The following is a 26,978-nucleotide window of genomic DNA, read 5'->3' on the forward strand; positions in this document are numbered from 1 at the left end:
GACCGACGACGACGGCCCCGCATCCCTGCCCGGGATGCGGGGCCGTCCGCCTGTCGGCGGAGGACTCAGATGTCGTCCTCGTACGCGGGGCCGCCTTCGTTCTCCATGGCCTCGATGCGCCGGGACTTCTCGGCGGTGAAGATCCGGCGGACCCCCGTGCCGCCGAACTCGTCCTCCGGGACCAGCCCGACGCCGTACTTCAGCAGGGCCTTCTCCAGACGCAGACGCTCGTCCACCCGCAGGTCGGCCAGCCCCTTCTCGAAGCGGCGCAGCTGCTCCTTCTCGAGACCGGCCGCGGTGGCCAGGGTGCGGACACTGACCTGGGCGAGAGCGCGGCCGGCGCGCGCCACGTCGAAGGTAATCGGGGTGGGGTACATCAGACATTCTCGATTCTGCAGTTCTCGACGGGGATCCGGTCCATGATGGCCACGCCCCGGATGAAGGGACAAGGGCGCGCCAGCCTAGAACCCGCTGTGTGACAGGCGCGTCGCTGACCCATCGCTCCCGCCACGCCGGCGGGACGCGGACGGGCCCGCCTCCGGTCACCGGAGGCGGGCCCGTCGTCGTCGTGGGGTGTCAGTCCTGGACGAAGTACATCTGCTTGTTGACGAACTCGTCCATGCCGAGCGGGCCGAGCTCGCGGCCGAAGCCGGAGCGCTTGATGCCGCCGAACGGGATCTCCGCCCCTTCTCCCGCCGGCGTGTTGACGTTGGCCATGCCGACCTCGAGCTGCCGGGCGATCCGCTCGGCCTGAGCCTCGTCCTGGGAGAACACGGCGCCGCCCAGGCCGTACTGGGAGTCGTTGGCGAGAGCGAGCGCCTCGTCCGCGGACTCCACCTTGTAGACGACTGCGACGGGGCCGAAGAGCTCCTCGCGGTAGGCGTCCATCTCGGAGGTGACGCCCGTGATCACGGCCGGGGCGAAGCGGGCGCCCGCCTCGTCCGTGACGGTCCCGCCGACGTGGACGGTCGCCCCCTGCTGCCGGGCCCGCTCCACCTGCTCGGCCAGGCGCTCGGCGGCACCGCGCGAGGACAGCGGGGTGAACACCGTCGGGTCCTCGTCGGCGGCCTCCCCGGGCTTCATGGCCTCGGCCAGGGACACCAGCTCGGCCACGAAGGCGTCGTGGATGTCCGCCGTGACGATCATGCGCTTGTTGGAGTTGCAGGCCTGGCCCATGTTGTACATGCGGGTCGCCCACGCGGTGCGGGCGGCCTCGGCCGGGTCCTCGGCGTCGAGCACGATGTACGGGTCCGACCCGCCGAGCTCGAGGACGGCCTTCTTGAGGTGCTGGCCCGCGAGCGCGCCGATCACGGAGCCGGCCCGCTCGGAGCCGGTCAGGGACACGCCGGCCACGCGCGGGTCGGCGATGAACTCGGCGATCTGGTCGTGCGTGGCGAAGACGTTGGTGTACACGCCGGCCGGCACGCCGGCGTCGTCCATGATCTGCTGCACGGCCAGGGCCGAGCGGGGGCAGATCTCGGCGTGCTTGAGCACGATCGCGTTGCCGAGCATGAGGTTCGGCGCGGCGAAACGGGCGATCTGGTAGTACGGGAAGTTCCAGGGCATGACCCCCAGCAGCACGCCCAGGGGCAGGTGGCGGATCATGGCGCGGCCGCCCCCGTAGGTCTCGATGGGGCGGTCCGCGGCGAGGGTGGGGCCCTTGTCCGCGAAGTAGCCGAAGATGGCCGAGCTGAACTCCGCCTCCTCGACGCCCTCGGTCACGCGCTTGCCCATCTCGGTGGCGATGATCTGCGCGAGCTCGTCTTTGCGCTCCTCGAAGAGGTCCGCGACCTTCTGCACGATGGTGGCGCGTTCCTCGATGGGGCGGGCGGCCCATGCGCGCTGGGCGGTCTCGGCGGCGGCCAGCACCTGGTCGACCTCACCGTCGGCGAGGGCGGGGAAGGTCTCCACGACCTGGTCGGTGCTGGGGTCCTGCACGCGATAGCCGGTGGGGGTGCTCATGAGTGGGTCCTCTCGTTGGGGTCCCGGACCACGGCAGTGCCGTCGTCGTCCGGACGGATGATCGGGATGGGTCGGGTCGAGTCCGTCTGCGGCAGGGTCTCGCCACGGAAGTAGGCCGGGTGGCGCAGCCGCGTCCACATCATCAGTACCACGCCGATGGCCAGCACGCCCATGCCCAGGATGAACACGGTGCCGACACCGAACACGGAGGAGCCGGAGCCGTAGTCGGGGTCGGTGGAGTCCATCGCGGTCACGCAGAACATCACCAGCAGCACGAGGCCGCCGATCAGCGGGAACAGGAAGGTGGTGAGGGCGTTGCCCACCGAGGTGAACCACTCGCGGCGGAAGTACCAGACGCAGGCCAGGGCGGTGATGCCGTAGTAGAAGCAGATCATCAGGCCCAGAGCGGTGATGGTGTCCCACAGGGCGTTCTCGGAGAGCAGCCGCGTGACGACGTAGAAGAGGCCGGCGAAGCCCGCGCACACCCAGGTCGCGAAGGCCGGGCTGTTGAACCGGGGGCTCAGCTCGGCGAAGCGCGCGGGCACAGCCCGGTAGAAGCCCATCGCCAGCAGGGTGCGGGCCGGGGAGACCATGGTGGACTGCAGGGAGGCCAGGGAGCTGACGAGGATCGCGCTGGACATGATCACGGCAAAGGGGCCCAGGATCGGGCCGGCGAGGACCGCGAAGATCGACTCCTGGTTGTCCGGGTTGCCCGCGCCCAGGCCCTCGGAGCCGATGCCCGCCCAGGAGATCACGGCCAGGGCGGACAGGATGTAGACGGCGATGATGACGAACACGGTGACGGCGGCGGCCCGGCCGGGGGTGCGCTCGGGGTCCTTGGTCTCCTCGTTCATCGTGAGGGTCACGTCCCAGCCCCAGAACAGGAAGATGGACAGGGAGACGCCGGCCGCGACCACACTGAAGTCGCCCGCGGTGAACGGGTTGAACCAGTCCAGCTGCACCGGGGTGGGGTCGAAGCCCGCGCCACGGGAGGACTGCGTCAGGGCGGCGACCGCGAACGCACCGAGGGCCAGGATCTGGAAGGCCACCAGGATGTACTGCAGGTGCTTGGTGGTCTCCATGCCGCGGTGCGAGATCCATCCGGCCAGGGCCAGGTACACCAGGGTCAGGGGGATGTTGACCCACAGGTTGCCGGCCAGGTCCGCGATGGCCTGGCTCCCGGTGATCTGGGCGAGCAGCAGGAACGTGAAGTCGACGGCGACGGCCGCCAGGTTGGACAGCACGATCACGGAGGCGGCGATGAGCCCCCAGCCGCCCATCCACCCGACATACGGCCCGAAGGCGTGCGTGGCCCAGGTGAACGACGTGCCGGAGTCCGGCACCCGCGTGTTCAGCGCCCGGTAGCCGAGGGCCACCAGGAGCATCGGGATGAAGCCGAGCAGCAGGATCGCGGGCACGTGGGTGCCGACGGTGCTGATGGTCGGCCCGAGGCCCGAGGTCAACGTGTAGGCGGGGGCGACGACGGAGACGCCGATCACCACCGCCCCGAGCAGGCCGACCTTGCCGGCCTGGAGCCCCTTGTTGCTCACCCCGCCCGGGTTGAGCAGGTTGACCTGCTCGATGGCGGAGGTGGTCGGGTACACGTGCTCGTGTCCCTCATTGTCGACGACGCGGCGTCGTGGGGTGGATGCGCTCATGAGGATGTCCTTGTCCGTCGGGCCGGTCAGCCGGTGGGCTGCCCCGCGTCAGTGGCTTCCCGCTCGGCGATGGCCAGGGCGGCGGCCTCGCCCATGCGGATCGCGCCGTCCACGTGCTGGTAGCCCTCGGCTGCGATGTCCGAGCACGCGTAGTGGATGGGACCGGTCGGGCGGTTCTGGAGGTGGCCCCAGCGGGAGAGCCCGCCGAGGTCGTAGCTGGTGGCGTAGGCGCCTCGGGTCCACTCCTCGGCGGCCATGTCCGAGAGGAAGAACGCGATCGGCTCGAGGGTCCGGGGGCCGAGGTACTCGGCCATGGCGCCGAGGATCGCGGCCTTGCGCTCCTCCTCCGGCAGGGCCCACATCTGCTCCGCGTACACGTCGGACACGAAGCCGACGAGGGTGCCGTGCGGGTCCTCCTTGCCCGGGGCGCCACCGGCCAGGTTCTCGCCGCGGTTGGTGTTGTCATAGATCTCCTGGACGAGACGGCCCCCACCGAAGCACGTGCCGGACAGGCCCTCCTCGCGCCAGAACGGGGTCTCGTACACGGCGTGCACCTTGATGACCAGGCCCATGGAGATGTGCTGGTGCGCGATCTGCTGCTCGCGCGGCATCGGCGGCTCGAAGGAGATGCGGCTGTAGAGGTTCGGCGGGACGGCCAGGACCGCGTAGCGGGCGTGCACCTCGTAGTCGTCAGTGAGCGCCACGACGTCGCCGGCGGCGCCGTCGTGCGCCACGCCGTTGCGCACGTCTGCGGCCACACCGTTCTTCTCGTCCGCGGTGGACGGGTCCGGCTCGGCCCAGCGCAGGGTGCGCACCGGCTGGCCGAGGACGACGTCGTCGCCCAGCTCGGCGGCCATGGCCAGGGACACGGACTGCATGCCGCCCTCGACGCGCTTGTCCAGGATGAAGTCCTCGTCCACCAGGTTGCGGAACGACCCCGCCGAGGCGGACATGAGCAGCGCCTGGAGCAGCAGGGAGAAGGTGTGGGAGGGCTTGGTCAGCATGCCGGAGGCGATGTAGATGGAGACGTTGTCGATGGCCTCCGGGTCGTCGGACTGCTGCTCCAGCCAGTGCCGGAAGGAGATCTTGTCCAGCTCGGCGGCCCGCGGGTGCTCCCACGGGGCGGCGGCGTCGATCTCGGCGGTCAGTTCGTCGATCTTGGCGATCAGGCGATCCATCTCCCGGTCCGTCTTCTCGGCCACCGGGAAGTCGAGGCCGTCGTAGACGTGGCGTTCTCCGCGCGGGTCCACGTAGACGTTGCGACCGTCGCGGAAGCGGGAGAACGTCGGCAGGCCGAGCTCCTCCACCAGGGAGATGAGGCGGGTCTGGTCCGGGGAGATCCACTGGCCGCCGATCTCGATGAAGTGGTCCTTGCCGTCGGCGCCCTCGACCAGGCCGTTCCAGGTGCGGCCGCCGACGCGCCGGCGAGCCTCCAGGACGGTGACGGACAGGCCCTGGGCCTTCGCGGTGCGGGCGGCCATGAGGCCGGCCGGGCCGGCGCCGATCACGACGACGTCGCTCGTCCGGCGCTCGCGGCCGGCGGTGGCGGGGGCGGTGGTCATGGGGTGCTCCTCTGGCGGGGACGGGGCATCGGGCGGGGCCCGGGTGAATGCCGTTCATTTAGAGTGTCGGCGCTCACTGTACGGGCCGCGCGCCGGGAAGGGAAGGCTGGTCCGTAGCCGGCCTGACACCTCCTGCCCGTCCGACGGGTCAGAATGGCCGGATGGACGAGACCACTGAACCGCCCCGGGCGCGCCGCCGCCGCGGACGACCTCTCTCCCCCGCTCTGAGCCGCGAAGCGATCGCGGACGCGGCGCTCGCGGTCGCCCGCACCGAGGGATACGAAGGGCTCACCATGGCGGCGGTCGGCCGTCGCCTGGGCGTGGCGCCGAGCGCGCTCTACAACCACATCAGCGGCAAGCATGAGCTGCTCGTCCTGCTGCAGGACGCCGTGATGGGCGAGGTCTCGCTCGTCGAGCTGGAGGCCGCGATCCGGGGCGAGGTGCCCGTCGTCGCCGCCCTGCGGGCGTGGGCGCGCTCCTACCGCGACGTCTTCGCGGCCCATCCGCCGCTGATCCCGCTCATCGCGACCCTGCCGATCGAGGGAGCCCCGTCGACGCAGCGGGTCTACGAGACGGTGTGCGCGGTGCTGGCCCGGACCGGTCTGGCGCCGGAGCAGGTGCTGGCCCGGGTGATCGCGCTCGAGTCGTTCATCTACGGGTCTGCGTACGACGTCGACGCTCCGGCCGACATCTTCGAGGTGGCGGGGGCGCAGGAGCGCCTGCCCGCGCTTGGCGCGGCCGCCGAGGCCTTCCGGGCGGGCGGGGGCACGCGCGCGACGGGGGCGCGGAACCCCTATGCGGACGCACCCTTCGAGGAGGGACTGGACCTGCTGCTCGCGGGCCTCGGCGACTGACCCGCGGACTGCCGGCCACGTGTCAGGCCGGCACGGACGCGCCGCCCCTGTGTGTGAGAGGGGCGGCGCGTCGACGGATCTGTGCGCGGCGGATTTTCAGTCGGTCAGGCCCAGACGACGGCGGGCCGCGACCAGCACCCCCGCGGCGGCGGCGCCGAGGCCGGCCAGCCACCAGCCGGTGGACTGCCCCGTCTCGACGGTGTCCGGGGTCGTGTGCTGCTCGTCGGCGTCGTCCTCGACCGGAGCGGGCTGCTCCTCCTCGTCCTCCGGAGCCGGGGCGGCCTCGTCGGCCCGGAACGCGGCGAGCGCCGCGGCGGTGTCCGGGTCGGTCAGGTCGAGCGGCTTCCCGTTGAGAACGCCCTCCTCGGCATCGAGGAAGCCGTCATACGCGGCGGGGATCTCCTCGCCGACATGCACGGTGACGGTCTGGACATGGGCGACGTGCTCGCTGTGGAAGTCGACGGTGAAGGTGTCTGTGCCGACGAAGCCCTCCTCGGGGATGTACCAGGCCCGGAGCTCGGAGTGCCCCGAGTCACGGAACGCGAAGACCTCACCGTGGGCCGGCTCGGCCACGACCTCCGCGTAGGTGCTCTCCATCGTCGGCGCCGCGACCAGGTGGACGATCTCGGCGCCCGCCACCCCGGGTGCCAGCTGCATGGCCGAGTCCCAGATCAGGGGCCGGTCCCCGAGGTGGGCCATCTGCGGGCCGTCGACGGAGTGCACGGCCGCCCCCTGATCGTCGGCGAGGTCGGTGTCCGCCTGGAGCGTGATGCCCATGTTCAGCATCTGCCCGTCGGCCACGACGTCGTACCGCACCAGGCCTGCACCGGCCGCGCCGAGCGCGCGGCGGGTCTCCAGGACGTCCACCGCACCGCCGTCGATGACGTCCAGGGCGGTGAACTCGACCTCCTGGCCGCCCTCCAGGCGGGTGCCGTCCTCGGCCACCGGGGTGAGCGTGAGCGTGAGGTCCTCCGGGTCGTAGCCGTCGTAGGTCTGGAAGAGGGCGGTGGTGACGTTCTCGTGGTCGACGGCCTGGAAGTAGCCGGCCTGGGGGCCGTGGGCGTCGTCCCAGGCGGCGGCGGGGCCGGCGAGGGCGACGGTGGTGACGAGGCCGGCGGCGGCGACGGCGACGGGCAGGTGACGGAGGGAGGGACGACGGGTACGGATGACGGACATGGCAGCTCCTCACTGAGTCGGCCGGACAGGGCCGGCGGCCCCCGCCTCTGCAGCACCGGTGTTCCGGGCTCCACGGGTGGGGACGCCTCGAGTCTGTCCGCCGAGAGCCTGCCATGAAAGAGCTATGCGACGTCGATGCGTGATCGACACTGGACCGCAACCCGGCCGTGACCGGTGGTTCTCGACGGCGAGCTGGCCGTCACGACGACGAAGGCCCGGTCCGCACGGACCGGGCCTTCTGACTGGTGGAGGTAAGGGGATTCGAACCCCTGACCTTCTGCATGCCATGCAGACGCGCTACCAACTGCGCCATACCCCCAGGTGGGTGGTGACTCCGTTCCCGGCGGGCCGGCCGGAGCACCTGGATAGGATACCCAGCCTGCGGCGGCCGTGCAAACCGGCCCGGCGGCGTCGATGGACCGCCGCGGCCCCACGGCCTAGCGTGCAGGGGACGCCCCCATGCCCGCCGCCAGACCAGGAGGTCCTGCATGTCCCGCACTGACGCACCGATCCGCACCGCGTTGATCGGCTATGGGTTCGCCGGGAAGACGTTCCACGTCCCCCTGCTCCACGCCACGGAGGGACTCGCGCTCACCCATGTCGCCTCGAGCCGCCCGGACGCGGTGCACACGGACCTGCCGGACGTCGTCGTGGTGCCCGACGTGGACGCGCTCCTGGCACACCACGACGTGGACCTCGTGGTGATCGCCGCCCCGAACGACCAGCACACGCCGCTCGCGCGCGCCGCCCTCAGGGCGGGCAGGCACGTGGTGGTGGACAAGCCCTTCACGCTGAGTCTCGCCGAGGCGCGGGAGCTGCGCGACCTCGCGGCCGAGACGGGGCAGGTGCTGCGGGTGTTCCAGAACCGCCGCTTCGACAGCGACTTCCTGGGCATCGCCGAGCTGGTCCGCTCCGGCCGGCTCGGGGACGTCGTCCACCTCGAGTCCCGGATCGACCGCTTCCGCCCGACCGTCCGGGACCGCTGGCGGGAAGCCGCGGTGCCCGGGGGCGGCATCTGGTTCGACCTCGGCCCGCACCTGGTCGACCAGGCGCTCCTGCTCTTCGGCGTCCCCGAACGCGTGGACGCCGACCTCGCGGCCCTGCGTCCGGGCGCCCCGGTCGAGGACTGGGCGCACTGCGTGCTGCAGTACCCAGGCCGGCGCGTGGTCCTGCAGGCGTCGATGCTCGTGGCCGGCGGCAGCCCGCGCTTCGCGGTCCACGGCACGCGCGGCACTGCGGTGAAGGAACTGCCGGATCAGCAGGAGGCTCAGCTGCGCGCGGGTCTGCTCCCCGGTGCCGAGGGTTGGGGCGTCGACCCGGACCCGATCCTCCTGCACGACGGGGAGGGGAACATCGAGCGCGTCCCCGCGCCGACCGGAGCCCAGCAGCGGTCCTACACGGGCGTGCGCGACGCGATCCTGGGCCACCCGAGCGGCGACGCCGCCACCCCCGACCAGGCCGTCGCCGTGATGGCGGTGCTCGAGGCCGCCGTCGCCGCGGCGCGGGAGGGCCGTGCGGTGGAACCCGCACTCACGGCGGCGGAGCGCGCCGCGTACCCCGGCGTGTCCCCCGCACCGACCGCGGCGGAGCGACATCACCGCAGTGCCGCGGCGCGGTGATGTCGCAGGGCGGCGGTCGCCGCCCGGGCCCGCACAGGAGCCCGACGACGACGAAGGCCCGGTCCGCATGGACCGGGCCTTCTGACTGGTGGAGGTAAGGGGATTCGAACCCCTGACCTTCTGCATGCCATGCAGACGCGCTACCAACTGCGCCATACCCCCAGATGTGGGCGTCACCCGCGATGTTCACGCGCCGTTTCCGGGCCGTTCGCCTCGCTGGCAACTCGACCAGCGTACACGGTCCCCGCGCGGGCACCAAATCGGCGTACGGGCCGAGGCACCCTCAGATGTTGTAGCCCTCGAGGGTCCAGTCGCCCCAGCCCTCGGCCCCGGTGTCGGGAGCGAACGCGCCCTGCAGCACGGCGGCGCGGGCGTTGCCGATCCGCTCCATCGCCGCGAAGGCCTCGCCCTCGTGACGCAGGAGCAGCCCCGTGGCCGCGCGGATCAGCGCACCGTGGGCCACGGCGAGCAGAGTCTGGGCGCCCCCGTCGCGCGGGGTGTCCGCCCAGTGCGGGGGCACGTGTCCGCGCAGTGCGCGCAGGGCCCGCCCGCCGCCCCCGCGCAGGGTCTCCCCGCCGACGGGGCCGGCGTCGAGCGCCGGCTCGGCCCGCCAGAGGCGGTGCTCGTCCGGCCAGCGTTCCGCGATGGCACTGAGCTCCAGGCCTTCCCACTCTCCCCGGCCAGCTCGACCAGCTCCGGGTCGAGGGCCAGGGCCGCCGCGCCGACGCGGGCCTGGAGGACGATCTCGGCCGTGCGCCGCGCCCGGGCCAGCGGGGAGCACACGGCCACGAGCTCCTCCGCGTCCTCGATCAGGTCGCCCACGGGCCCGCCGGCGGCGCGGCGCGCCTGGCGCTCCCCCTCGGCGTTCAACTCGATGTCCGTATGCCCCTGGTAGCGGTCCAGGGCGTTCCAGTCGGTCTCGCCGTGTCGCAGCAGGATCAGGCGCATCTCGCGGCCCCGCTCAGGAGGCGTGCGAGACGGAGGCGCCGTCGTCCTGAGCGGCGGCGTCCGGGCGGGTGCTCTCCTCCGGCAGGCCGAGGTCGATCGCCGGGGTGTCCTTCCACAGGCGGTCCAGCGCGTAGAACTCGCGGTCCTCGCGATGCTGGACGTGCACCACGAAGTGCCCGTAGTCGAGCAGCACCCAGTGGCCGTCGGACCGGCCCTCGCGACGCAGCGGCTTGAGCTGCTCGTCCTTCAGCAGCGCCTCCTCGACGCCGTCGACGATCGCGTTGACCTGACGCTCCGAAGCGCCGGAGGCGATCAGGAAGGCGTCGGTCAGGCCGAGCCGCTCGGCGACGTCGAACGCGACGATGTGCGTGCCGAGCTTGTCCGCGGCGGCGGCCGCGGCGGTGGTGAGGGCGTCCAGGGTGGTCTGGGGAACGGTCACGAGGTCTCCTCTTCCGAGACGTAGAGGTGGTGCTTGGCGATGTATTGGACGACGCCGTCCGGGACGAGATACCAGACGGGTCGGCCCCGGCGGACGCGCTCCCGGCAGTCCGTGGAGGAGATCGCCATGGCGGGGATCTCCATCAAGGACACGTCATCGCCCAGGCCCATGTCCGAGAGGTCGTGGCCGGGACGGGTGACACCGACGAAGTGCGCCAGGTCCCAGAGCTCGTCCACGTCCTTCCACGTGAGGATCTGGCCCATGGCGTCCGCGCCGGTGATGAAGAACAGCTCGGTGTCCGGGTGCAGGCGGCGCAGGTCCCGCAGCGTGTCCACGGTGTAGGTGGCGCCGGGGCGGTCGATGTCCACGCGGGAGACGGTGAACCGGGGGTTGGAGGCGGTGGCCACCACGGTCATGAGGTAGCGGTCCTCGGCCGGGGAGACCTGCCGGTCCGACTTCTGCCACGGCTGACCCGTGGGGACGAAGACGACCTCGTCCAGCTCGAACTCGGCGGCCACCTCGGAGGCGGCCACGAGGTGCCCGTGGTGGATCGGGTCGAAGGTGCCGCCCATGATGCCGAGGCGACGACGGCGCGCGCCCCCGGCGGTGGGCGCGGGCACGGGGGTGCGGGAGGCGACGGTCATGCGCTCAGGAGACGAACGGACGGCCCGCCACGCAGCCCCCGGCAGGGGCGACGACGCGGCGGGCCGGTGAGACGTCAGTGACCGGAGGTGTGCGAGCCGCGGCCGGTGCCGTGGTGCTGGACCGCGGTGGTGGGCTCGGGCAGGCGCAGCGCGCGGGAGCGCATGGACATGGTGGCGGCCAGGGCGGCCATCAGCAGCGCGAAGACGAGCAGGCCGTACCAGATGGGGTCCATCGGCAGCTCGTTGACGACGTGGTGGCCCTCGGCGGCGGCCAGGATCAGGGAGGTGTTCAGCATGGATGCTCCTCGGTGCAGCGGGTCAGACGGCCGGGCCGGGGCCGGGCCGAAGGGGTCCTGATGTCCATCGTAGCCCGGCTCAGCGGCGGATCTGCCCGTCGCCGCGCAGGATCCACTTGGTGGTCGTGAGCTCCTCCAGGCCCATGGGCCCGCGGGCGTGCATCTTCTGGGTGGAGATGCCCACTTCGGCGCCGAGGCCGAGCTCGCCGCCGTCGGTGAAGCGCGTGGACGCGTTCACGATGACGGCCGCGGCGTCCACCTCGGTGATGAACCGTTCGGCCGCGGCCAGGTCATTCGTGACGATGGCCTCCGTGTGGCCCGTGGACCACCGGCCGATGTGCTCGATCGCCTGGTCGAGGGAGTCCACGACCCGCACGGCCATCTCCATGTCCAGGTACTCGGTGCCCCAGTCCTCCTCGGTGACGTCCACGGCGTCCCGGGCGTGGTCGCCGCGGTCGGCGAGCGTGGGCAGCCAGGCCCGCGCGGCCTCGTCCACGTGCAGCAGCACGCCGGCACGGGTGAGGGCGCGCAGCACCTCTCGGCCCACCTCCTCCGCGTCCCGGTGGAGCAGCAGGGTCTCGGCCGCATTGCACACGGAGGTGCGGTGGGTCTTCGAGTTGAGCGCGATGTCCACCGCCATCTGCTTGGGTGCGGAGGCGTCCACGTACAGATGCACGTTGCCCTCGCCCGTCTCGATCACGGGCACCCGGGCCTCGCGGACCACGCGCTGGATCAGCTCACGGCCGCCGCGCGGAACGAGGACGTCCACCGCACCACGGGCGGCCATCAGGGCGGCGACACCGGGACGTCCGAGGTCGTCGATGCCCTGGATGATGTTGGGGTCGAAGCCCTGGTCCACGAGCGCCTCCCGCAGCACCTGGATCAAAACCGCGTTGGTGGACTCCGCGGCCGAGCCGCCGCGCAGGATCACGCCGTTGCCCGACTTCAGGGCGATGCCGGCGATGTCCACCGTGACGTTCGGACGGGCCTCGTACACGGCACCCACGACGCCCAGGGGCACCCGCACCTGGCTCATCCGCACGCCGTTGGGCAGCGGGCCGCCGCGGACCACGGTGCCCACGGGGTCCGGCAGGCCGGCCAGGGTCTCCAGGGCGAGGGCCAGCGCCTCGACGCGCGCCTCGTCCAGCTTGAGGCGGTCCAGCATGGCCGCCGAGGTGCCGGCTTCGCGGCCGCGGCTGCGGTCCTCGCGGTTGGCCGTGATGATCGCGGCCGCGTTGGCGCGCAGGGCCTCGGCCATGTGGCGCAGGACGGCGTCCTTGCGGACGCGGCCGGCGGTGGCCAGCTCGGGCACGGCCTGACGCGCCCACTCGGCCCGTTGGCGGACGGCCTCCTCGACCTCGGGCGTCGGCGCCTCGGCGTCCTGGCGGCCGGACTGATCCTGGGGTGCGGTGCTCTCGGTGGTCTGCATGCCTCCAGCCTATCGAGCGCCTCGGACGAGGCACGAGGCCCCAGCCCGTCGCCGCGGTCGCGGCCCGTACCGGTCAGCGCTGCGGCGGAGCCAGGCGCACCCAGTCGTCGGCGTGCACGACGACGCCGTCGTAGCCCGCGCCGAGGTCCTCGCGGAGGTCGGCGGTCGTCCGCCCGAGCATGGCGGGCAGCTGCGACGAGGAGTACTGCACGAGGCCGCGCGCCCGCACCCGGCCGTGCGCGTCCACGATCTCGACGACGTCGCCCGGCGTGAAGTCGCCCGTGCAGCCGGTGATGCCCGCGGCCAGCAGGGAGCGGCCGCGGTCGATCGCCCCGGCCACCGCGCCGTCGTCGATGACGAGCCGGCCCCGGACCTCCGCTGTGAGGCCGAGCCACGCCGCGCGTGCGGACCGGCGGCGGCCGGTGGCGGAGAACCACGTGCCCACGTCCTCCCCCGCGAACGCGGCGCCCGCGTTCGCGGCCGAGGTGAGCAGGGTCGGGATGCCGGTGGTGGCCGCGATGCCGGCCGCGTCCACCTTGGTCACCATGCCGCCCGTGCCCACGCCCGCGGAACCGGGCACACGCACGTCGACGCCGGCCAGATCGTCGTCCGAGGTGACCTCCGGGATGCGCCGCGCGTCCGGGTTCGAGGGGTGGCCCGTGTAGAGGGCGTCCACGTCCGAGAGCAGGACCAGCAGGTCCGCCTTGCAGAGGTTGGCGGTGAGGGCCGCGAGGCGGTCGTTGTCGCCGAAGCGGATCTCGCGGGTGGCCACGGCGTCGTTCTCATTCACGATCGGCATCACATCGAGCGTGAGCAGCCGCGACAGGGCGCGGTGCGCGTTCGTGTACTGGGTGCGCCGCATGAGCTCCTCGGCGGTCAGCAGCACCTGGGCCACCTCGGTGTCGTGCCGGCCGAAGCTCGTGGTGTAGTGCGCCATGAGCTTGCTCTGGCCGACCGCCGCCGAGGCCTGCTGGGTGGCGGTGTCCTTGGGGCGTCGGCCCAGTCCGAGGTGGGGGAAGCCGGCCGCGATGGCGCCGGAGGACACGAGCACCACCTGGGTGCCCTTCTGCCGCTCGGCGGCGAGGACGTCCACGAGCCGGTCGATGGCCTCCACGTCCAGGCCGTCCGGGGTGGTCAGCGAGGACGAGCCGATCTTCACGACCACTCGGCGTGCGGCGCCCATCGTCTCCCGCGAGGTCACGGGGTTGGCCCGCGGGTCCTCGGAGCCGCGCGTGGCGGGGGTCGGATAGCGGGTGACGACGGTGCGCCGCACGGACATGGATCATCCCTCTCGATCGTCGGTGTCGTTCCACAGGCCGGAGCGTCGCTCGGCCTCCATCTCGGCCCGGGTCGCCGCACGGGCGGCCCGGCGGGCATCCTGCTCGGCGCGCTTCTCCGCGCGGGTCGCGCGGGTGCGCTCGTCGAGCCGCAGGTCGGTGCCCCGGGGCCCGGCGAGCAGCTCGGCTCCCGCGGACAGCGTGGGCTCCCAGTCGAAGACCACGCCCGTGACGTCGTCGCCGATCACGACGGCGTCGCCCGGCCTCGCACCGGCCTTGAACAGGCCGTCCTCGACGCCGGCCCGCTGGAGCCGGTCCGCAAGGTAGCCGATCGCCTCGTCGTTCTGGAAGTCCGTCTGGGCGACCCACCGCTCGGGCTTCTCGCCGCGCACGCGGAACAGCGGCTCGAGGTTGCGCTCCTCGCGGCGGATCGTGAATTCGGCCCGCTCGCCACGGCGGCGATGCCGGCGCGGCACCTCGACGGGCGCGGCCGGCGCGGGCTCGACCACCCGGGAACGGGCCTCCGCCACGAGCTCGGCCATGGCGTACTTGAGGGCGTCCAGGCCCTCGCGGGCCAGCGCGGAGATGTCGAAGACCCGTAGGCCACGGCCCTCGAGCTCGTCGCGGACCATGTCCGCCATCGCGGCGCCGTCGGGCAGGTCGGTCTTGTTCAGGGCGATGAGGCGGGGCCGCTCGTTCAGCGGTACGACGCCCTCCCCGCCCTGGGAGAAGACGGGCTCCACCGCGTAGGCCTCGAGCTCGGCCTCGATGGCCTCGAAGTCGGCGATCGGGTCGCGGTCGGACTCGAGGCTGCCGCAGTCGAGGACGTGCACGAGCGCGGCGCAGCGCTCGACGTGGCGCAGGAACTCCAGGCCGAGGCCGCGGCCCTCCGAGGCACCGGGGATCAGGCCCGGGACGTCGGCCACGGTGAAGCGCACGTCGCCGGCCTGCACGACCCCGAGGTTGGGCACGAGCGTGGTGAACGGGTAGTCCGCGATCTTGGGACGGGCCGCAGACAGGGCAGCGATGAGGGAGGACTTGCCGGCCGAGGGGAAGCCCACGAGCGCGACGTCCGCCACGGTCTTGATCTCGAGCGTCAGGTCCCGGCTCTCCCCCGGCAGGCCGAGCAGCGCGAAGCCGGGCGCCTTGCGCTTCACGGAGGCCAGAGCCGCGTTGCCGAGGCCGCCCTGACCGCCGGCGGCGGCGACGTAGGTCGCGCCCTCCCCCACGAGATCGGCCACGATGTTGCCCTGCTCATCCTTGACCACCGTGCCGTCCGGCACGGGCAGCACGAGCGACTGGCCGTTCTTGCCCTCGCGGTGGTCGCCCATGCCCGGCTGGCCGTTCTCAGCGGACCGGTGCGGGGCGTGGTGGTAGTCCAGCAGCGTGGTGGTCTGCGAGTCCACCACGAGGGTGATGTCGCCGCCGTCGCCCCCGTCGCCGCCGTCGGGGCCACCCAGGGGCTTGAACTTCTCGCGATGCACGGAGACGCACCCGTGCCCGCCGTTGCCGGCGGTGAGGTGGAGGACCACGCGGTCCACGAAGGCTGCCATGGGAGTGCTCCTAGGGGCTGGAGGGATCGGACTCAGACGGCCCAGGGGCCGGAGACGCCGACGGCGGGGGCGGGTCCGGTGGATGCCGGGCCCGCCCCCGCCGGGGCGTCAGGGGGTGCGGGTGTCCTCGCCGGGCGAGGGTCCGCACGCAGACCGCACGAGTGTCAGATCACTCCGCGGCGGGGACGATGTCCACGACCTTGCGGCCGCGGCGCTGGCCGAAGGCCACGGAGCCCGCGGACAGCGCGAAGAGGGTGTCGTCCTTGCCGCGGCCGACGTTGCGGCCCGGGTGGAACTTGGTGCCACGCTGGCGGACGATGATCTCGCCGGCGTTGACGTCCTCGCCGCCGTAGCGCTTGACGCCGAGGTACTGCGGGTTCGAATCGCGGCCGTTCTTCGAGGAACTGCCGGCCTTCTTATGTGCCATTGCTGTTGCCTAACCTCTCGGATGCTCGGTTTCGCCGGTGCCGGTGACGGCTCAGGCGATCCCGGTGATCTTGACCGTGGACAGCTCAGAGCGGTGGCCCTGGCGCTTCTTGTAGCCGGTCTTGTTCTTGTACTTCATGATGACGACCTTCTTGCCACGGGAGTGGGAGACGACCTCGGCGGTCACCTTCACACCGGCGGCATCGGCGCCAGCCTTGACCTCGTCCCCGTCCACCAGCATCAGAGCGGGCAGCTCGACGGAGCCACCGGTCTCAGCGGGAACGCGGTCAAGGGTAACGAGGTCTCCGACGGAAACCTTCTCCTGGCGGCCGCCAGCGCGGACAATCGCGTACACCACTTGGGACTCACTTCTCTCGACGTTTCAACGGATCAGATCGGGTTCTGCTCGCCCGCACCTCGACCGCGGCTGCGTCCGGGTCCGGCGGTCCCTCACCGGGACATGCGGGAGCGTGCGGGCGGTGAACACCGATGGTCCAGCATACTCGCTGCCGGGCATCCGGACCAAACAGAGGCGTGTCGGCGCGTCGCCGCCGCCCGGGGCAGGCCCGGGGCGGCGGCACCGACGACGGTCAGCGGCCGCGACGGGCCAGGTCGGCGGCCTTCACTCCGACGCCGAGCATCACCGGGGCGGCACCCTGCGGCTCGGCGGGGGTGGACGCCTCGGCCACGGCCGCGGTGAAGCGGCCGCCCTGGGCGCCGCCGGGCGCGGCCTGGACCTGGACGTGGACGCCGTCGGACGACACGGCGCGACGCGAGCGCCGGCGCGGCGATCCAGGCACCGGGGCGGTCGGAGCCGCCTGGGCCTCGGTCGGGGCGTCCGCGGCGGACGCCTGGTCCGCGTCCGCCGTGGGCTCCGCCGTCGGCTCGGTCGCCGCAGGCTCCACCATCACGGCCTCCTCGACGGAGGCCGGGGCGGCGGGCTGCTCGTGGACCTCGGTGGCGTCCGTGGACTCCTCGGGCGAGGGCTCGGTGGCCTCCACCGGAGCCGCGTCCGTGCGGTCGGCCGTCCGCTCGGCGGACGCGTCCGCACCGGCGGCCGGACGGACGACGCCGTCGCTCGAGGCCCGGCGGGACCGGCGGCGCCGGGGCGCCGGGGCATCCTCGGCGGGCACGGGCGCCGGGGCATCCTCGGCAGGCACAGGCTCCGATGCGACCTCGGAGGACACGGCCACCGAGGAGTCGGCGTCCGCGGCCTCGTGCCGCGACGGCGTCGCGCGCTCCGCACCGTGGTCCTCGGCGTCGGCGTCGGCCTCGGTCGAGGCCGCCTCGCCGCCTCGGCGAGACCGCCCGCGGCCACCCCGGCGACGCCGGGACCGGCGGGGACGGTCGTCCTGCTCAGCCGCGTCTTCCGGGGACTCGGCCTCGGCGTCGGCCTCCGCCTCCGCGACGGCGGCCACGGCCTCCTCGGCCTGCACGACCGGGTCCTGGTGCTCGGGGGCCGCGGCGGCGGCCGGCTCGGCCGCCTCCTCCTCGGTCTGACGGGTCTGACCGGCGGACTCGGCGGGGCCGTCGTCGTGCGACCGCGCGGCATCCTCGGAGCCGGCATCCTCGGCGCCGGTGTCCCCCGACTCCTCAGCGCGGCCCCGGCTGCGGCGGCGGCCCCGACGACGCCGGCGACGCGGCGTCTCCTCCTCGTCCGTCCCGGCCGGCTGCCCGGCCTCCGCGGGCCCGGCCGACGCGGCCTCGACGGCCTCGGCCGCGGAGTCCTCGGCGGCGTCCGCCGCCTGCTCGGCGGGGGCGGACTCCTGGGCGGGGGCCTCGTCCTCGGCCACCTTGCCGGAGGCCTTCGCGATCGAGTGCAGGGCGACCCGGGCGGCCTCGGCCCGCTCACGGCGCTGCCGCTCGTCCTCCGAGTCGGCGTGCTCGGCGCCCGTCGTCGTGGCCGCGGCGGCGTGGGCGTGCTCGCCCTCGCCGTCGCCCCGACGCCGGCGACGACGGCGGCCCTCCGCCTCGCCGCGCTGCTCACCGCCGGAGCGGCCCCGCTCGACCGGCGTGTCCTGGATGAGGATGCCGCGGCCGGCGCAGTGCTCGCAGGTCTCCGAGAACACCTCCACGAGCCCGGTGCCCATGCGCTTGCGCGTCATCTGGACCAGGCCGAGCGAGGTCACCTCGGCGACCTGGTGCTTCGTGCGGTCCCGGCCCAGGCACTCCACGAGACGGCGCAGCACGAGGTCGCGGTTGGCCTCGAGCACCATGTCGATGAAGTCGATGACGATGATGCCGCCGATGTCCCGCAGGCGCAGCTGCCGGACGATCTCCTCGGCGGCCTCGAGGTTGTTCTTGGTGACGGTCTCCTCGAGGTTGCCGCCGGAGCCCGTGAACTTGCCGGTGTTCACGTCCACCACGGTCATGGCCTCGGTGCGGTCGATCACGAGCGAGCCGCCGGAGGGCAGGTACACCTTGCGCTCGAGCGCCTTGTGGAGCTGCTCGTCCACGCGGTGGGTGGCGTACAGGTCCTCGCCGTCGTGGTCCTCCGGCACCCAGTGGTGCAGACGGCCCAGCAGGTGCGGGGCCACGTAGGTCACGTAGGCCTCGATGTTGTCCCACGTGGCCTCGCCCTGCACGAGCATGGCGGAGAAGTCCTCGTTGAAGACGTCGCGGACCGTCTTGATGGTCAGGTCCGGCTCGGCGTAGAGCAGCTCGGGGGCGAGCACCTTGGTGCCGGACGCCTTCTCCTGGATGCCCTCCCACTGGGCGCGCAGACGGTTGATGTCGTTCTGCAGCTCCTGCTCGGAGGTGCCCTCGGCCGCGGTGCGCACGATCACGCCGGCGTCCTGCGGCAGGTGGTCCTTGAGGATCTTCTTCAGACGCGAGCGCTCCACGTCCGGCAGCTTGCGGGAGATGCCGGTCATCGAGCCTCCCGGCACGTACACGAGGTAGCGGCCGGGCAGGGAGACCTGGCTGGTCAGACGGGCGCCCTTGTGGCCCACCGGGTCCTTGGTGACCTGGACGAGCACGGTGTCGCCGGACTTGAGCGCGTTCTCGATCTTCCTCGGCTTGCCGTCCAGCTGGGCGGCGTCCCAGTTGACCTCGCCCGCGTAGAGCACGGCGTTGCGTCCGCGGCCGATGTCCACGAACGCGGCCTCCATGGACGGCAGCACGTTCTGGACCTTGCCCAGGTACACGTTGCCGATCATCGAGTCCTGCGTGGTGTGCGAGACGAAGTGCTCGGCCAGCACGCCGTCCTCGAGCACGGCGATCTGGATGCGCTGGTCGCGCTGGCGCACCAGCATCTTGCGGTCCACGGCCTCGCGGCGGGCCAGGAACTCGGCCTCGGTGATCACGGTGCGGCGACGCCCGCCCGAGCGGGAGTCGCGGCGGCGCTGGCGCTTCGCCTCGAGCCGGGTGGATCCCTTGACGCTCTGGACGGTGTCCGAGGCGGTGCCGACGGCCTGGCGCGGCGCGCGCACGCGGGTGACGGTGTGCTCGGGATCGCCGGCCTCGCCGCCGTCGAGCTCCATGTCCACCTCACCGCGGCGGCGTCGGCGGCGCCGCCGGGAGACCACGGCGCCCTCGGCCCGGTCCTCGGACTCTCCGGCGTCCTCGTCCTCGGAGCGCTGCCGGGACGTGGTCTCGGTGCGCAGGACCTCGATCAGGTTCGCCGGCACGGCGAACGGGTCGGTCGGGTCGACCTGCAGCGTCGGCGCGCTCGGCTCCTCGGCCGGGTCCGCGGCGTCGTCGGACGCGGCGGTCCGCTCCGGCTCCGCCCCGTCGGCGGTGTCCGCCGCGGTCTGCGTCACGGCCTGCTCGGCCGTCTCTTCCACGCGTTCGTCTGCGCGGGTCGTGTCCTCGTTGTTGGCCGCCATGGCAGCACCTCCCGCCGACCGACGACGCCACACTCGCCGCCGCCCGGCGTGTCCGCGTCCGCCGCCGGCCGCGTTGCCCCGGGCGCCGTGCGCCACGGGTGCGCCGGGAGGCGGACTCCGAGAAGTCATCGGGTGGACCGCGTCGACCGTCAGGGCCCGGCGCGGAACCGCTGCGCCCTCGAGATCGGGGCCTGGGCGTCACGTGCCGTCCGCCGGCCGGCGCACGGACGCGCACGGGCGAAGCCCGGCGTCCACCTCCCGCACGATGCTCGACGCGGGGGCGCCTCGGCGGCGGCCCGACGTCGGGCGCGCAGCGGGCTGCCCCGCGGTGTGGCCACGGGACGGCCAGGGCCGATTCTCTCACATCCGCCCCGGGCACGCGCCTAGAATCGTGTCCATGCCTGCGACCCCGCTGACGGACGACATCCGCCTCTCCCCCGCCGACGACATCCCCGCCGAGGAGGCCCGGCTCACCTGGTACGCCCGGCCCGCGGGCACGGCGGCGCTGCTCCTGATCACCTCGCTCGTGGCGCTGACGGCCACCATCATCATCATCGTCGAGCGCGCCCTCCTCACCGCGGACCCGACGCACCGCACGTCCTGCGACCTCAACCCGTGGGTGTCCTGCGGCCAGGTGATGCAGTCGTGGCAGGCCCACACCTTCGGCTTCCCGAACACGTACATCGGCGTGGTCGCGTTCTCCGTGCTCATCACCGTGGGGATGTCCCTGCTCGCCGGCGCCCGCTTCGCCCGCTGGTACTGGCTGCTGATGAACGCGGGGATCCTGGCGGGCTTCGCGTTCTGCGTGTGGCTCTGGTACTCGGCCGTCTACAGCATCGGCACGCTCTGCCTCTACTGCATGATCGTGTGGGCCATGGTCATCGCCCAGCTCGTGCTTGTGACGTCCCGGAACCTGCAGACCGGCACGCTGCCGGCCCCGGCCGGTCTCGTCCGCCTCGCCCGGGAGCTGGCCTGGCCCGTGATCGTGCTCCTCTACGTCCTGGTGTTCGCCTCGATCCTGCTGGAACTGGGCCTCGGGGTCGTCGGGATCGACTGAGCCTAAGCTCCCCCACCGGACACGACGACGGCGGCCGGTCACCCCACCAGGGTGACCGGCCGCCGTCGTGCGGGCCCGGAACGGGCTCAGCCGAACCAGATCGCGAGCTCGCGCTCGGCCGAAAGGGTCGAGTCCGAACCGTGGACGAGGTTCTTCTGGACGGCCTCGCCCCAGTCCCGGCCCAGGTCGCCGCGGATGGTGCCCGGGGCGGCCACGGTGGGGTCGGTCTTGCCGGCCAGCGAGCGGAACCCCTCAATCACCGAATCGCCCGTGACGCGCGCGGCCACCACGGGGCCGGAGGCCATGAACGCCACCAGCGGCTCGAAGAACGGCTTGCCCTGGTGCTCCTCGTAGTGGCGCTCCAACATGGCGCGGGTGGGCGTGAGCATCTTCAGGTCGGCGATCACGTAGCCCTTGCGCTCGATGCGCGCGAGGATCTCGCCGACCAGGTTGCGGGCCACCCCGTCCGGCTTGATGAGGACGAGGGTCTCTTCGGTGTGGTGCGTCATGGGGTGTGCTCCTAGCGTCGTCGGACGGCCGCGAGCGCGGCCCGGTTCCCGCTCCACCCTAGTGGGGCCCGGGACTCAGCGTCCGTGCTCGGCCTCCCAGGCGGCCTCGAGGCGGTCGCGCTGGGCGTTCTCGACGTCCATGGCACCGCCCTTGATCACGGCGTACGCCCACGTCAGCGCGAAGAGGGCCCCCACCACGAACATCGAGTACTCCCAGAAGCCGGAGGCCAGCAGGACGGCCTGGATCGCCCAGCCGATCGCGATGCCGACGGGCTTGCGCACCAGGGCGCAGGTCAGCACCGCGACGACGGCCAGCGCGGAGTAGCCCGCCACGAACCACCAGGCGCCCGGCTCGTCCCGGTGCATGCCGAACAGCATGAGTCCGAGGAAGAAGATGAGCACCGCCTCGAGCATGAGGATCGTGGAGGTGAACAGGGCGCGCACGGAGCGTCGGCGCCGGCGAGTGCCGGGGCGCCACTGCCGCTGGGCTCGCGTCTCGCGCTCGGGGCGCCAGGGCTCGTCGCCGAAGCGCCCCTGCTCCGTGGCGCCTCCGGTCTCCGGCTGGTCGGGGGTCATCGGTCCTCCTCCGGCCGGCGGCGGGCGCCGGCGTCGTCGCGGTCCTCGAGCAGCTCGAGGATCTCCGGGTCCAGATCGTCTTCGTCGGCGTCCGCCAGCCCGACGGCGTCGAGCAGGTCGGCGGGGTCGAGGCCGCGGGCGGCCACGGTGACGGGGCCGGCATGGCGGGGCTCGCCCACGAGGGTGCGGACCTCGGCGGCCAGGGTGATCGAGCCGAGCACGAGCACGCCGCCGCCGGTGCCGGAGGCCAGTTCGTCCGCGCTCGTCTCGAGGGCCTCCGCGCGGCCGACCGCCCACTCGAGGGCGTCCGGCACGGACTCGGTGGCGTACACGTCGTCCTCGGGCCAGCCGGCGTCGACGGCCATGCGGGCCAGCTCCCCGGCCGGGATGGCGCGGGCCGAGGAGGACTGCGTCACCGCGAGGTCCTCCACGTCGTCGCCGAACGCCCGGTAGAGCGCCGCGAGCATGCCCGGCGCGTCCTTCTCCTGGAGGATCCCGACGACCAGCGAGAGGCGGGTGAAGCCGAACGCCTCCTGCACCGCACGGGCCGTGGCCCGCACGCCGTCCGGGTTGTGGGCGGCGTCCACGATGAGCGTGGGGGCGGTGCGCAGCACCTCGAGCCGGCCGGGCGAGGTGACCTGGGACAGCCCCTCGCGCAGCAGCTCCTCGTCCAGCGGTCGCACGCCGCCGCCCAGGAACATCTCCAGGGCCGCCACGGCCACCGCGAGGTTCTGCGCCTGGTGCTCCCCGAGCAGCGGCAGGAACAGGTCCCGGTACTCGGCCGCGAGGCCACGCACGGACACCTGCTGGCCGCCCACGGCCAGGGAGCGCTCGAGCACGCCGAACTCGACGCCCTCGAAGCGGAACGGCACGTCGGCCGCCCGGGCCGCCTCGAGCAGCACCTGGGCGGCGTCGCGCTCCTGGGCGGCGGAGACGAGGGCGCCGCCGGGCTTGATGATGCCGGCCTTCTCCTCGGCGATCTCGGCCTCGGTCTCCCCCAGCAGGTCCGTGTGGTCCAGGGAGATGGGGGTGACCACGGAGACGACGGCGTCCGCGACGTTGGTCGCGTCCGTCACACCCCCGAGGCCCACCTCCAGGACGACGACCTCGACGGGCTCGTCCGCGAACACCGCGAAGCCCAGCGTGGTGACCGCCTCGAAGTACGTCAGCGGGACCTCGCCCGCGGCCTCGAGCTCCGCGTCCACGGTCTGCACGATCGGGAGGATCTCCCCCCACACGCGCACGAAGGTCTCGTCGGCCACCGGGGCGCCGTCGATGCTGATCCGCTCCGTGACGCGCTGCAGGTGCGGCGAGGTGTAGCGCCCGGTGCGCAGCCCGTAGGCACGCAGGACGGCCTCGACCATCCGCGCCGTGGACGTCTTGCCGTTGGTGCCGGTCAGGTGGATCACCGGGGCCGCGTGCTGCGGGTCGCCGAGCAGCGCGAGCACGCGCCGCATCGGCTCGAGCCGCGGCTGCATCTTGTTCTCCGGAGCGCGGGCGAGCAGGTCCCGGTAGACCTCCTCGACCGTGCCCGGGACGTCCCCGCGCATCACGCGTCCGCCTTCGCGACGGTGACGGCCACGGTCTTCATGGCGTCGTCGGCCGGGTCCTTGCGCGGGTCGGCCGCGCCGGAGTCCACGAGCTCCAGGTCCACCGTGAGGGTCTCCTCCGCCACGAGGCCGCGGTGGGCCTCGAGCGCCGCCACCACGGCGGTGGGGCCCTCGATCCGCGTGCGCACGCGGTCGGAGACGTCCAGGCCGGCGTCCTTGCGGGCCGCCTGGACGGCGCGGACCACGTCCCGGGCGGTGCCCTCGGCGGCCAGCTCCGCGGTGACCTGCGTGTCCAGGACGAGGAAGCCGGCGGTGCCGGGCAGCACGCCCACCGTGGTCCCCTCGGGGGCACCGGTGGAGACGGTGCGCAGCTCGTAGAGCGCGGGGGCCAGGGTCACGGTCTCGCCGTCGGCGAGCGTGACCGCCAGGCCCTCGGCCGTCTCCTCGTAGGCGCCGGCGTCGACCGCCTGCTTCACGAGCGGCACCTGCCTGCCGAACGCCTTGCCGAGCTCGCGGAAGTTCAGCTTCAGCTCCGTGCCGATGCCGTAGCGGGCGATCGCCGCCTCCGAGAGCTCGGTGAGCTCGACGTCCTTGAGGTTCAGCTCGTCCGCCACGATGCGGGCGTAGGTGCCCTCGAGGCCCGCCGCGTCCGGGACGACGACGGACAGGCGGGGCAGCGGCAGGCGCACCCGGCGCCCGGCCCCCTTGCGCAGGGCCGAGCCGGCCGAGCTGATGCGGCGCACGGCGTCCATGCGGGCCACGAGGGAGTCCGCCTCGGGCCCGTGCGGGAACAGGTCGGCGTCCGGGTAGTCGGTCAGGTGGACCGAGCGGCCTCCGGTGAGACCGCGCCAGATCTCCTCGGCGATCAGCGGCATCAGCGGTGCGGCGGCCCGGGCGAAGGCCTCCAGGACGGTGTAGAGGACGTCGAAGGCGACGGTGTCCTCGTCGAAGAACCGCTCACGGGACCGGCGGATGTACCAGTTGGTCAGCGTGTCCATGAAGCCGCGCAGCGCGTCCGTGGCGTCCGAGACCTCGTAGGCGTCCAGGCCGGTCTTGACCTCCCGCAGCATGCGGCCCGTGGCGGCCAGGATGTACTGGTCCAGGGGGTCCTCGGCGGTGTGCTGCTCCTGCGCGCGGTACCCCTCGGGGCGGGCGCCGCCGTCGTGCGCGGTGTTCGCGTAGAGGGTGAAGAAGTGGTAGGCGTTCCACGCCGGCAGCAGCACCTGGCGGACGCCCTCGCGGATGCCCTCCTCCGTGACGATCAGGTTGCCGCCGCGCAGGATGGGGCTGGCCATGAGGAACCAGCGCATGGCGTCCGCGCCGTCGCGGTCCAGGACCTCCGTGACGTCCGGGTAGTTGCGCAGCGACTTGGACATCTTCTGTCCGTCCGAGCCGAGCACGATGCCGTGCGAGATCACGTTGGAGAACGCCGGCCGGTCGAACAGGGCGGTCGCCAGGATGTGCATGGTGTAGAACCAGCCGCGCGTCTGGCCGATGTACTCCACGATGAAGTCCGCCGGGTTGTGCGTGGGGAACCAGTCCGCGCGCTCGAACGGGTAGTGCACCTGGGCGTACGGCATGGAGCCGGAGTCGAACCAGACGTCCAGCACGTCCTCGACGCGGCGCATGACCGCACCGGCCGCGGCGGCCTCGGGGTCCGGGTGGGGGCGGGTGAGGTCGTCCACCCACGGGCGGTGCAGGTCCACCTCGCCCTGGGCGTTGCGCGGCAGGCGGCCGAAGGCCTCCTCGATCTCCGCGAGCGAGCCGTAGACCTCCTGGCGGGGGAAGTCGGGGTGGTCGGACTCCCACACCGGGATGGGCGAGCCCCAGTACCGGTTGCGGGAGATGGACCAGTCGCGCGCGTTGGCGACCCACGTGCCGAACTGCCCGTGCTTCACGTTGCCGGGGATCCAGGTGATCTCCTCGTTCAGCTCGAGCATGCGCTCCTTGATCTGGGTGACCTTGACGTACCAGGACGTCACCGCGCGGTAGATCAGGGGCGTGCGGCACCGCCAGCAGTGCGGGTAGGAGTGCTCGTAGGAGGCTTCGCGGGCCACGCGGCCCAGGGCGCGCAGGGCGCGGATGATCGTGCGGTTGGCCTCGAAGACCTGCACGCCGGCGATCTCGCGCAGGTCGCCGCGCCCGACGTCCTCGCGGGCGAACAGCGGCAGGAACCGGGCACCGGAGTCCACGGAGAGCAGCACGGGGATGCCGTTGGCCTCGCACACGCGCTGATCGTCCTCACCGTAGGCCGGCGCCTGGTGGACCACGCCGGTGCCGTCCTCGGTGGAGACGTAGTCGTCCACGAGGATGCGGTGGGCGCCCTCGACGCCGAGGTCACGGCCGTTGACGGTGAAGGTCTCCCCGCGGTGGGCGTCGAACACGTCCGTGAACAGCGGCGCGTAGGCCAGGCCGCCGAGGCGGGCGCCGGGGATCGTCTCGGTGACCGCGGCGCGGGCGGCGTCGGCATCGGCGTAGCCGAGCTCCCTGGCGTGGGCGCCCACCAGGTCCACGGCCAGGAGGAAGCGGTCCCCGTCCGCGGTCGCGCCCTCGGGGCCGGCCGGCACCACGGCGTACTGGATCTGGGGGCCGACGGCGAGGGCCGCGTTGGTCGGCAGCGTCCAGGGCGTGGTGGTCCAGGCCAGGACGTGGACGCCGGCCAGGTGCGCGGCGAGCGCCGCGTCGGCGCCGCCGTCGGGCACGAGGGCGGGGTCCGCCGGGAGGCCGGTGATCGGGAACGTGACGGTGACCGAGGGGTCCTGGCGCATCTTGTAGACGTCGTCGTCCATGCGCAGCTCGTGGTTGGACAGCGGGGTCTCGTCGTTCCAGCAGTAGGGCAGGACGCGGAAGCCGCGGTAGGTCAGGCCCTTGCGGTGCAGCTCGGAGAAGGCCCAGATCACGGACTCCATGAAGTCCGGGGTGAGGGTCTTGTAGTCGTTCTCGAAGTCGACCCAGCGGGCCTGGCGGGTCACGTAGTCCTGCCACTGGTCCGTGTACTTCAGGACCGAGGAGCGGCAGGCGTCGTTGAACGTGTCGATGCCCATGGCCTCGATCTCGGACTTGTCCGTCATGCCCAGCTGCTTCATCGCCTCGAGCTCGGCGGGCAGGCCGTGGGTGTCCCAGCCGAAGCGGCGCTCCACGCGGCGGCCCTGCTGCGTCTGGTAGCGGGCCACGAGGTCCTTGACGTACCCGGTGAGCAGGTGGCCGTAGTGCGGCAGGCCGTTGGCGAAGGGCGGGCCGTCGTAGAAGACGAACTCGTTCTGCGAGCCGTCCTCGTTCAGGGCGGGACGCTGGTCGATCGAGGCCTGGAAGGTGCCGTCCTCGTCCCAGTACGCCAGGATGCGGCGCTCGATCTCCGGGAAGCGCGGGGAGGCGGGGGTGCGGCCGTCAGGGGCGGAGGAGGCGAGGGGGTACACGGGGGTCCTTTGCGTCCGGGGCGTCGGTTCCGTGCAAGGACGCCCGAGGGCCCGACCCTCCGGCCGGCCGCGGACGCGGTACCACCTTGCTTGCCGGCGTCGGGAGGTCCCCGGGGTGCCGGCCGCTTGATGACTGCTGTGACGGGCTTACCCGTCCGGTTCTACTGGGGCCGTGCGGCCCGTTCTTCCGGAGGCTCGCC

General features: G+C 72.8%; 22 protein-coding genes, 2 tRNA genes and 1 pseudogene. 3 read left to right on the forward strand and 22 right to left on the reverse strand.

Annotated features, from left to right (window positions below; genetic code table 11):
- Positions 1–65: 65 nt before the first annotated feature.
- From POD19_RS10275 to POD19_RS10290, 4 genes are all read right to left on the reverse strand, one after another.
- The gene (locus tag POD19_RS10275; RefSeq protein WP_036340936.1) at positions 66–377 is read right to left on the reverse strand and encodes a hypothetical protein; all 312 of its coding nucleotides are present in this window, start codon (positions 375–377) and stop codon (positions 66–68) included.
- Positions 378–576: 199 nt separating this feature from the next.
- A complete protein-coding gene (locus tag POD19_RS10280; RefSeq protein WP_113914192.1) occupies positions 577–1,962 on the reverse strand; it encodes an NAD-dependent succinate-semialdehyde dehydrogenase in 1,386 nt (461 codons plus the stop codon).
- Positions 1,959–3,620 (reverse strand): APC family permease, encoded by a 1,662-nt coding sequence (locus POD19_RS10285; RefSeq protein ID WP_036316957.1) that lies wholly within the window; start codon positions 3,618–3,620, stop codon positions 1,959–1,961. The genes POD19_RS10280 and POD19_RS10285 overlap by 4 nt, the downstream gene beginning before the upstream one ends.
- A gap of 26 nt (positions 3,621–3,646) precedes the next feature.
- Positions 3,647–5,182, reverse strand: coding sequence for a flavin monoamine oxidase family protein (locus POD19_RS10290; protein ID WP_340309458.1), 1,536 nt, complete (start codon positions 5,180–5,182; stop codon positions 3,647–3,649).
- Between the two features lie 161 nt (positions 5,183–5,343).
- On the opposite strand from POD19_RS10290, the gene POD19_RS10295 reads away from it, so the two are divergent.
- Positions 5,344–6,036 (forward strand): TetR/AcrR family transcriptional regulator, encoded by a 693-nt coding sequence (locus POD19_RS10295; protein WP_036381598.1) that lies wholly within the window; start codon positions 5,344–5,346, stop codon positions 6,034–6,036.
- A 96-nt stretch (positions 6,037–6,132) separates the two neighbouring features.
- Here the strand turns inward: POD19_RS10295 and POD19_RS10300 are convergent, their stop codons facing one another.
- Both POD19_RS10300 and POD19_RS10305 read right to left on the reverse strand, forming a co-directional pair.
- Complete coding sequence (locus POD19_RS10300; protein ID WP_119217335.1) at positions 6,133–7,212, reverse strand: hypothetical protein; 1,080 nt, start codon at positions 7,210–7,212, stop codon at positions 6,133–6,135.
- Between the two features lie 243 nt (positions 7,213–7,455).
- Positions 7,456–7,531: transfer RNA gene (locus POD19_RS10305), tRNA-Ala, on the reverse strand.
- A 169-nt stretch (positions 7,532–7,700) separates the two neighbouring features.
- Here POD19_RS10305 and POD19_RS10310 point away from each other — a divergent pair.
- Positions 7,701–8,831: an oxidoreductase gene (locus tag POD19_RS10310; protein WP_144818436.1), complete on the forward strand. Its 1,131-nt coding sequence runs from the start codon at positions 7,701–7,703 to the stop codon at positions 8,829–8,831.
- Between the two features lie 86 nt (positions 8,832–8,917).
- Here POD19_RS10310 and POD19_RS10315 read toward each other — a convergent pair.
- The 12 genes and pseudogenes from POD19_RS10315 to POD19_RS10370 all read right to left on the reverse strand — a co-directional run bounded on the left by POD19_RS10315 (position 8,918) and on the right by POD19_RS10370 (position 19,670).
- Positions 8,918–8,993, reverse strand: a tRNA-Ala gene (locus tag POD19_RS10315).
- A 121-nt stretch (positions 8,994–9,114) separates the two neighbouring features.
- The gene (locus POD19_RS10320; protein ID WP_340309459.1) at positions 9,115–9,612 is read right to left on the reverse strand and encodes a histidine phosphatase family protein; all 498 of its coding nucleotides are present in this window, start codon (positions 9,610–9,612) and stop codon (positions 9,115–9,117) included.
- A pseudogene (locus tag POD19_RS10325) lies at positions 9,570–9,779 on the reverse strand (histidine phosphatase family protein); the annotation flags it as partial. The gene POD19_RS10320 and the pseudogene POD19_RS10325, both read right to left, overlap by 43 nt.
- Positions 9,780–9,792: 13 nt before the next feature.
- Complete coding sequence (gene rsfS, locus POD19_RS10330) at positions 9,793–10,218, reverse strand: ribosome silencing factor (RefSeq protein WP_036341027.1); 426 nt, start codon at positions 10,216–10,218, stop codon at positions 9,793–9,795.
- Positions 10,215–10,862, reverse strand: a complete 648-nt coding sequence (gene nadD / locus POD19_RS10335; protein WP_073115406.1) for a nicotinate-nucleotide adenylyltransferase — start codon at positions 10,860–10,862, stop codon at positions 10,215–10,217. The genes rsfS and nadD overlap by 4 nt, the downstream gene beginning before the upstream one ends.
- Positions 10,863–10,936: 74 nt before the next feature.
- Positions 10,937–11,158, reverse strand: coding sequence for a hypothetical protein (locus tag POD19_RS10340; protein ID WP_010078833.1), 222 nt, complete (start codon positions 11,156–11,158; stop codon positions 10,937–10,939).
- Positions 11,159–11,237: 79 nt separating this feature from the next.
- Positions 11,238–12,587, reverse strand: a complete 1,350-nt coding sequence (locus tag POD19_RS10345; protein WP_144818432.1) for a glutamate-5-semialdehyde dehydrogenase — start codon at positions 12,585–12,587, stop codon at positions 11,238–11,240.
- 73 nt (positions 12,588–12,660) lie between these two features.
- Positions 12,661–13,866 (reverse strand): glutamate 5-kinase, encoded by a 1,206-nt coding sequence (gene proB, locus POD19_RS10350; RefSeq protein ID WP_144818431.1) that lies wholly within the window; start codon positions 13,864–13,866, stop codon positions 12,661–12,663.
- Positions 13,867–13,869: 3 nt separating this feature from the next.
- Positions 13,870–15,417, reverse strand: coding sequence for a GTPase ObgE (gene obgE, locus POD19_RS10355; RefSeq protein WP_041104897.1), 1,548 nt, complete (start codon positions 15,415–15,417; stop codon positions 13,870–13,872).
- A gap of 169 nt (positions 15,418–15,586) precedes the next feature.
- The gene (gene rpmA / locus POD19_RS10360) at positions 15,587–15,844 is read right to left on the reverse strand and encodes a 50S ribosomal protein L27 (RefSeq protein ID WP_002853915.1); all 258 of its coding nucleotides are present in this window, start codon (positions 15,842–15,844) and stop codon (positions 15,587–15,589) included.
- 51 nt (positions 15,845–15,895) lie between these two features.
- A complete protein-coding gene (gene rplU, locus POD19_RS10365; protein ID WP_002853919.1) occupies positions 15,896–16,201 on the reverse strand; it encodes a 50S ribosomal protein L21 in 306 nt (101 codons plus the stop codon).
- Positions 16,202–16,433: 232 nt separating this feature from the next.
- A complete protein-coding gene (locus POD19_RS10370) occupies positions 16,434–19,670 on the reverse strand; it encodes an Rne/Rng family ribonuclease (RefSeq protein ID WP_260849640.1) in 3,237 nt (1,078 codons plus the stop codon).
- Positions 19,671–20,067: 397 nt separating this feature from the next.
- On the opposite strand from POD19_RS10370, the gene POD19_RS10375 reads away from it, so the two are divergent.
- Positions 20,068–20,727: a vitamin K epoxide reductase family protein gene (locus POD19_RS10375; protein ID WP_041104903.1), complete on the forward strand. Its 660-nt coding sequence runs from the start codon at positions 20,068–20,070 to the stop codon at positions 20,725–20,727.
- An 86-nt stretch (positions 20,728–20,813) separates the two neighbouring features.
- Here POD19_RS10375 and ndk read toward each other — a convergent pair whose 3' ends face one another.
- The 4 genes from ndk to ileS all read right to left on the reverse strand — a co-directional run bounded on the left by ndk (position 20,814) and on the right by ileS (position 26,778).
- Complete coding sequence (gene ndk / locus POD19_RS10380) at positions 20,814–21,236, reverse strand: nucleoside-diphosphate kinase (RefSeq protein WP_012750845.1); 423 nt, start codon at positions 21,234–21,236, stop codon at positions 20,814–20,816.
- A gap of 75 nt (positions 21,237–21,311) precedes the next feature.
- Entirely contained in the window at positions 21,312–21,812 is a 501-nt protein-coding gene (locus POD19_RS10385) for a DUF4233 domain-containing protein (protein WP_078026091.1), read from the reverse strand.
- Positions 21,809–23,362 (reverse strand): bifunctional folylpolyglutamate synthase/dihydrofolate synthase, encoded by a 1,554-nt coding sequence (locus POD19_RS10390; protein WP_063188734.1) that lies wholly within the window; start codon positions 23,360–23,362, stop codon positions 21,809–21,811. Before POD19_RS10390 ends, POD19_RS10385 begins: the two co-directional genes overlap by 4 nt.
- Positions 23,362–26,778 carry an isoleucine--tRNA ligase gene (gene ileS / locus POD19_RS10395; RefSeq protein WP_144818427.1) on the reverse strand — a complete coding sequence of 1,139 codons (3,417 nt, stop codon included), beginning with the start codon at positions 26,776–26,778 and terminating at the stop codon, positions 23,362–23,364. The genes POD19_RS10390 and ileS overlap by 1 nt, the downstream gene beginning before the upstream one ends.
- Between the last annotated feature and the right edge of the window lie 200 nt (positions 26,779–26,978).

Source organism: Micrococcus sp. GPGPB33 (assembly GCF_037853785.1).
Classification (GTDB): Bacteria; Actinomycetota; Actinomycetes; order Actinomycetales; family Micrococcaceae; genus Micrococcus; species Micrococcus luteus.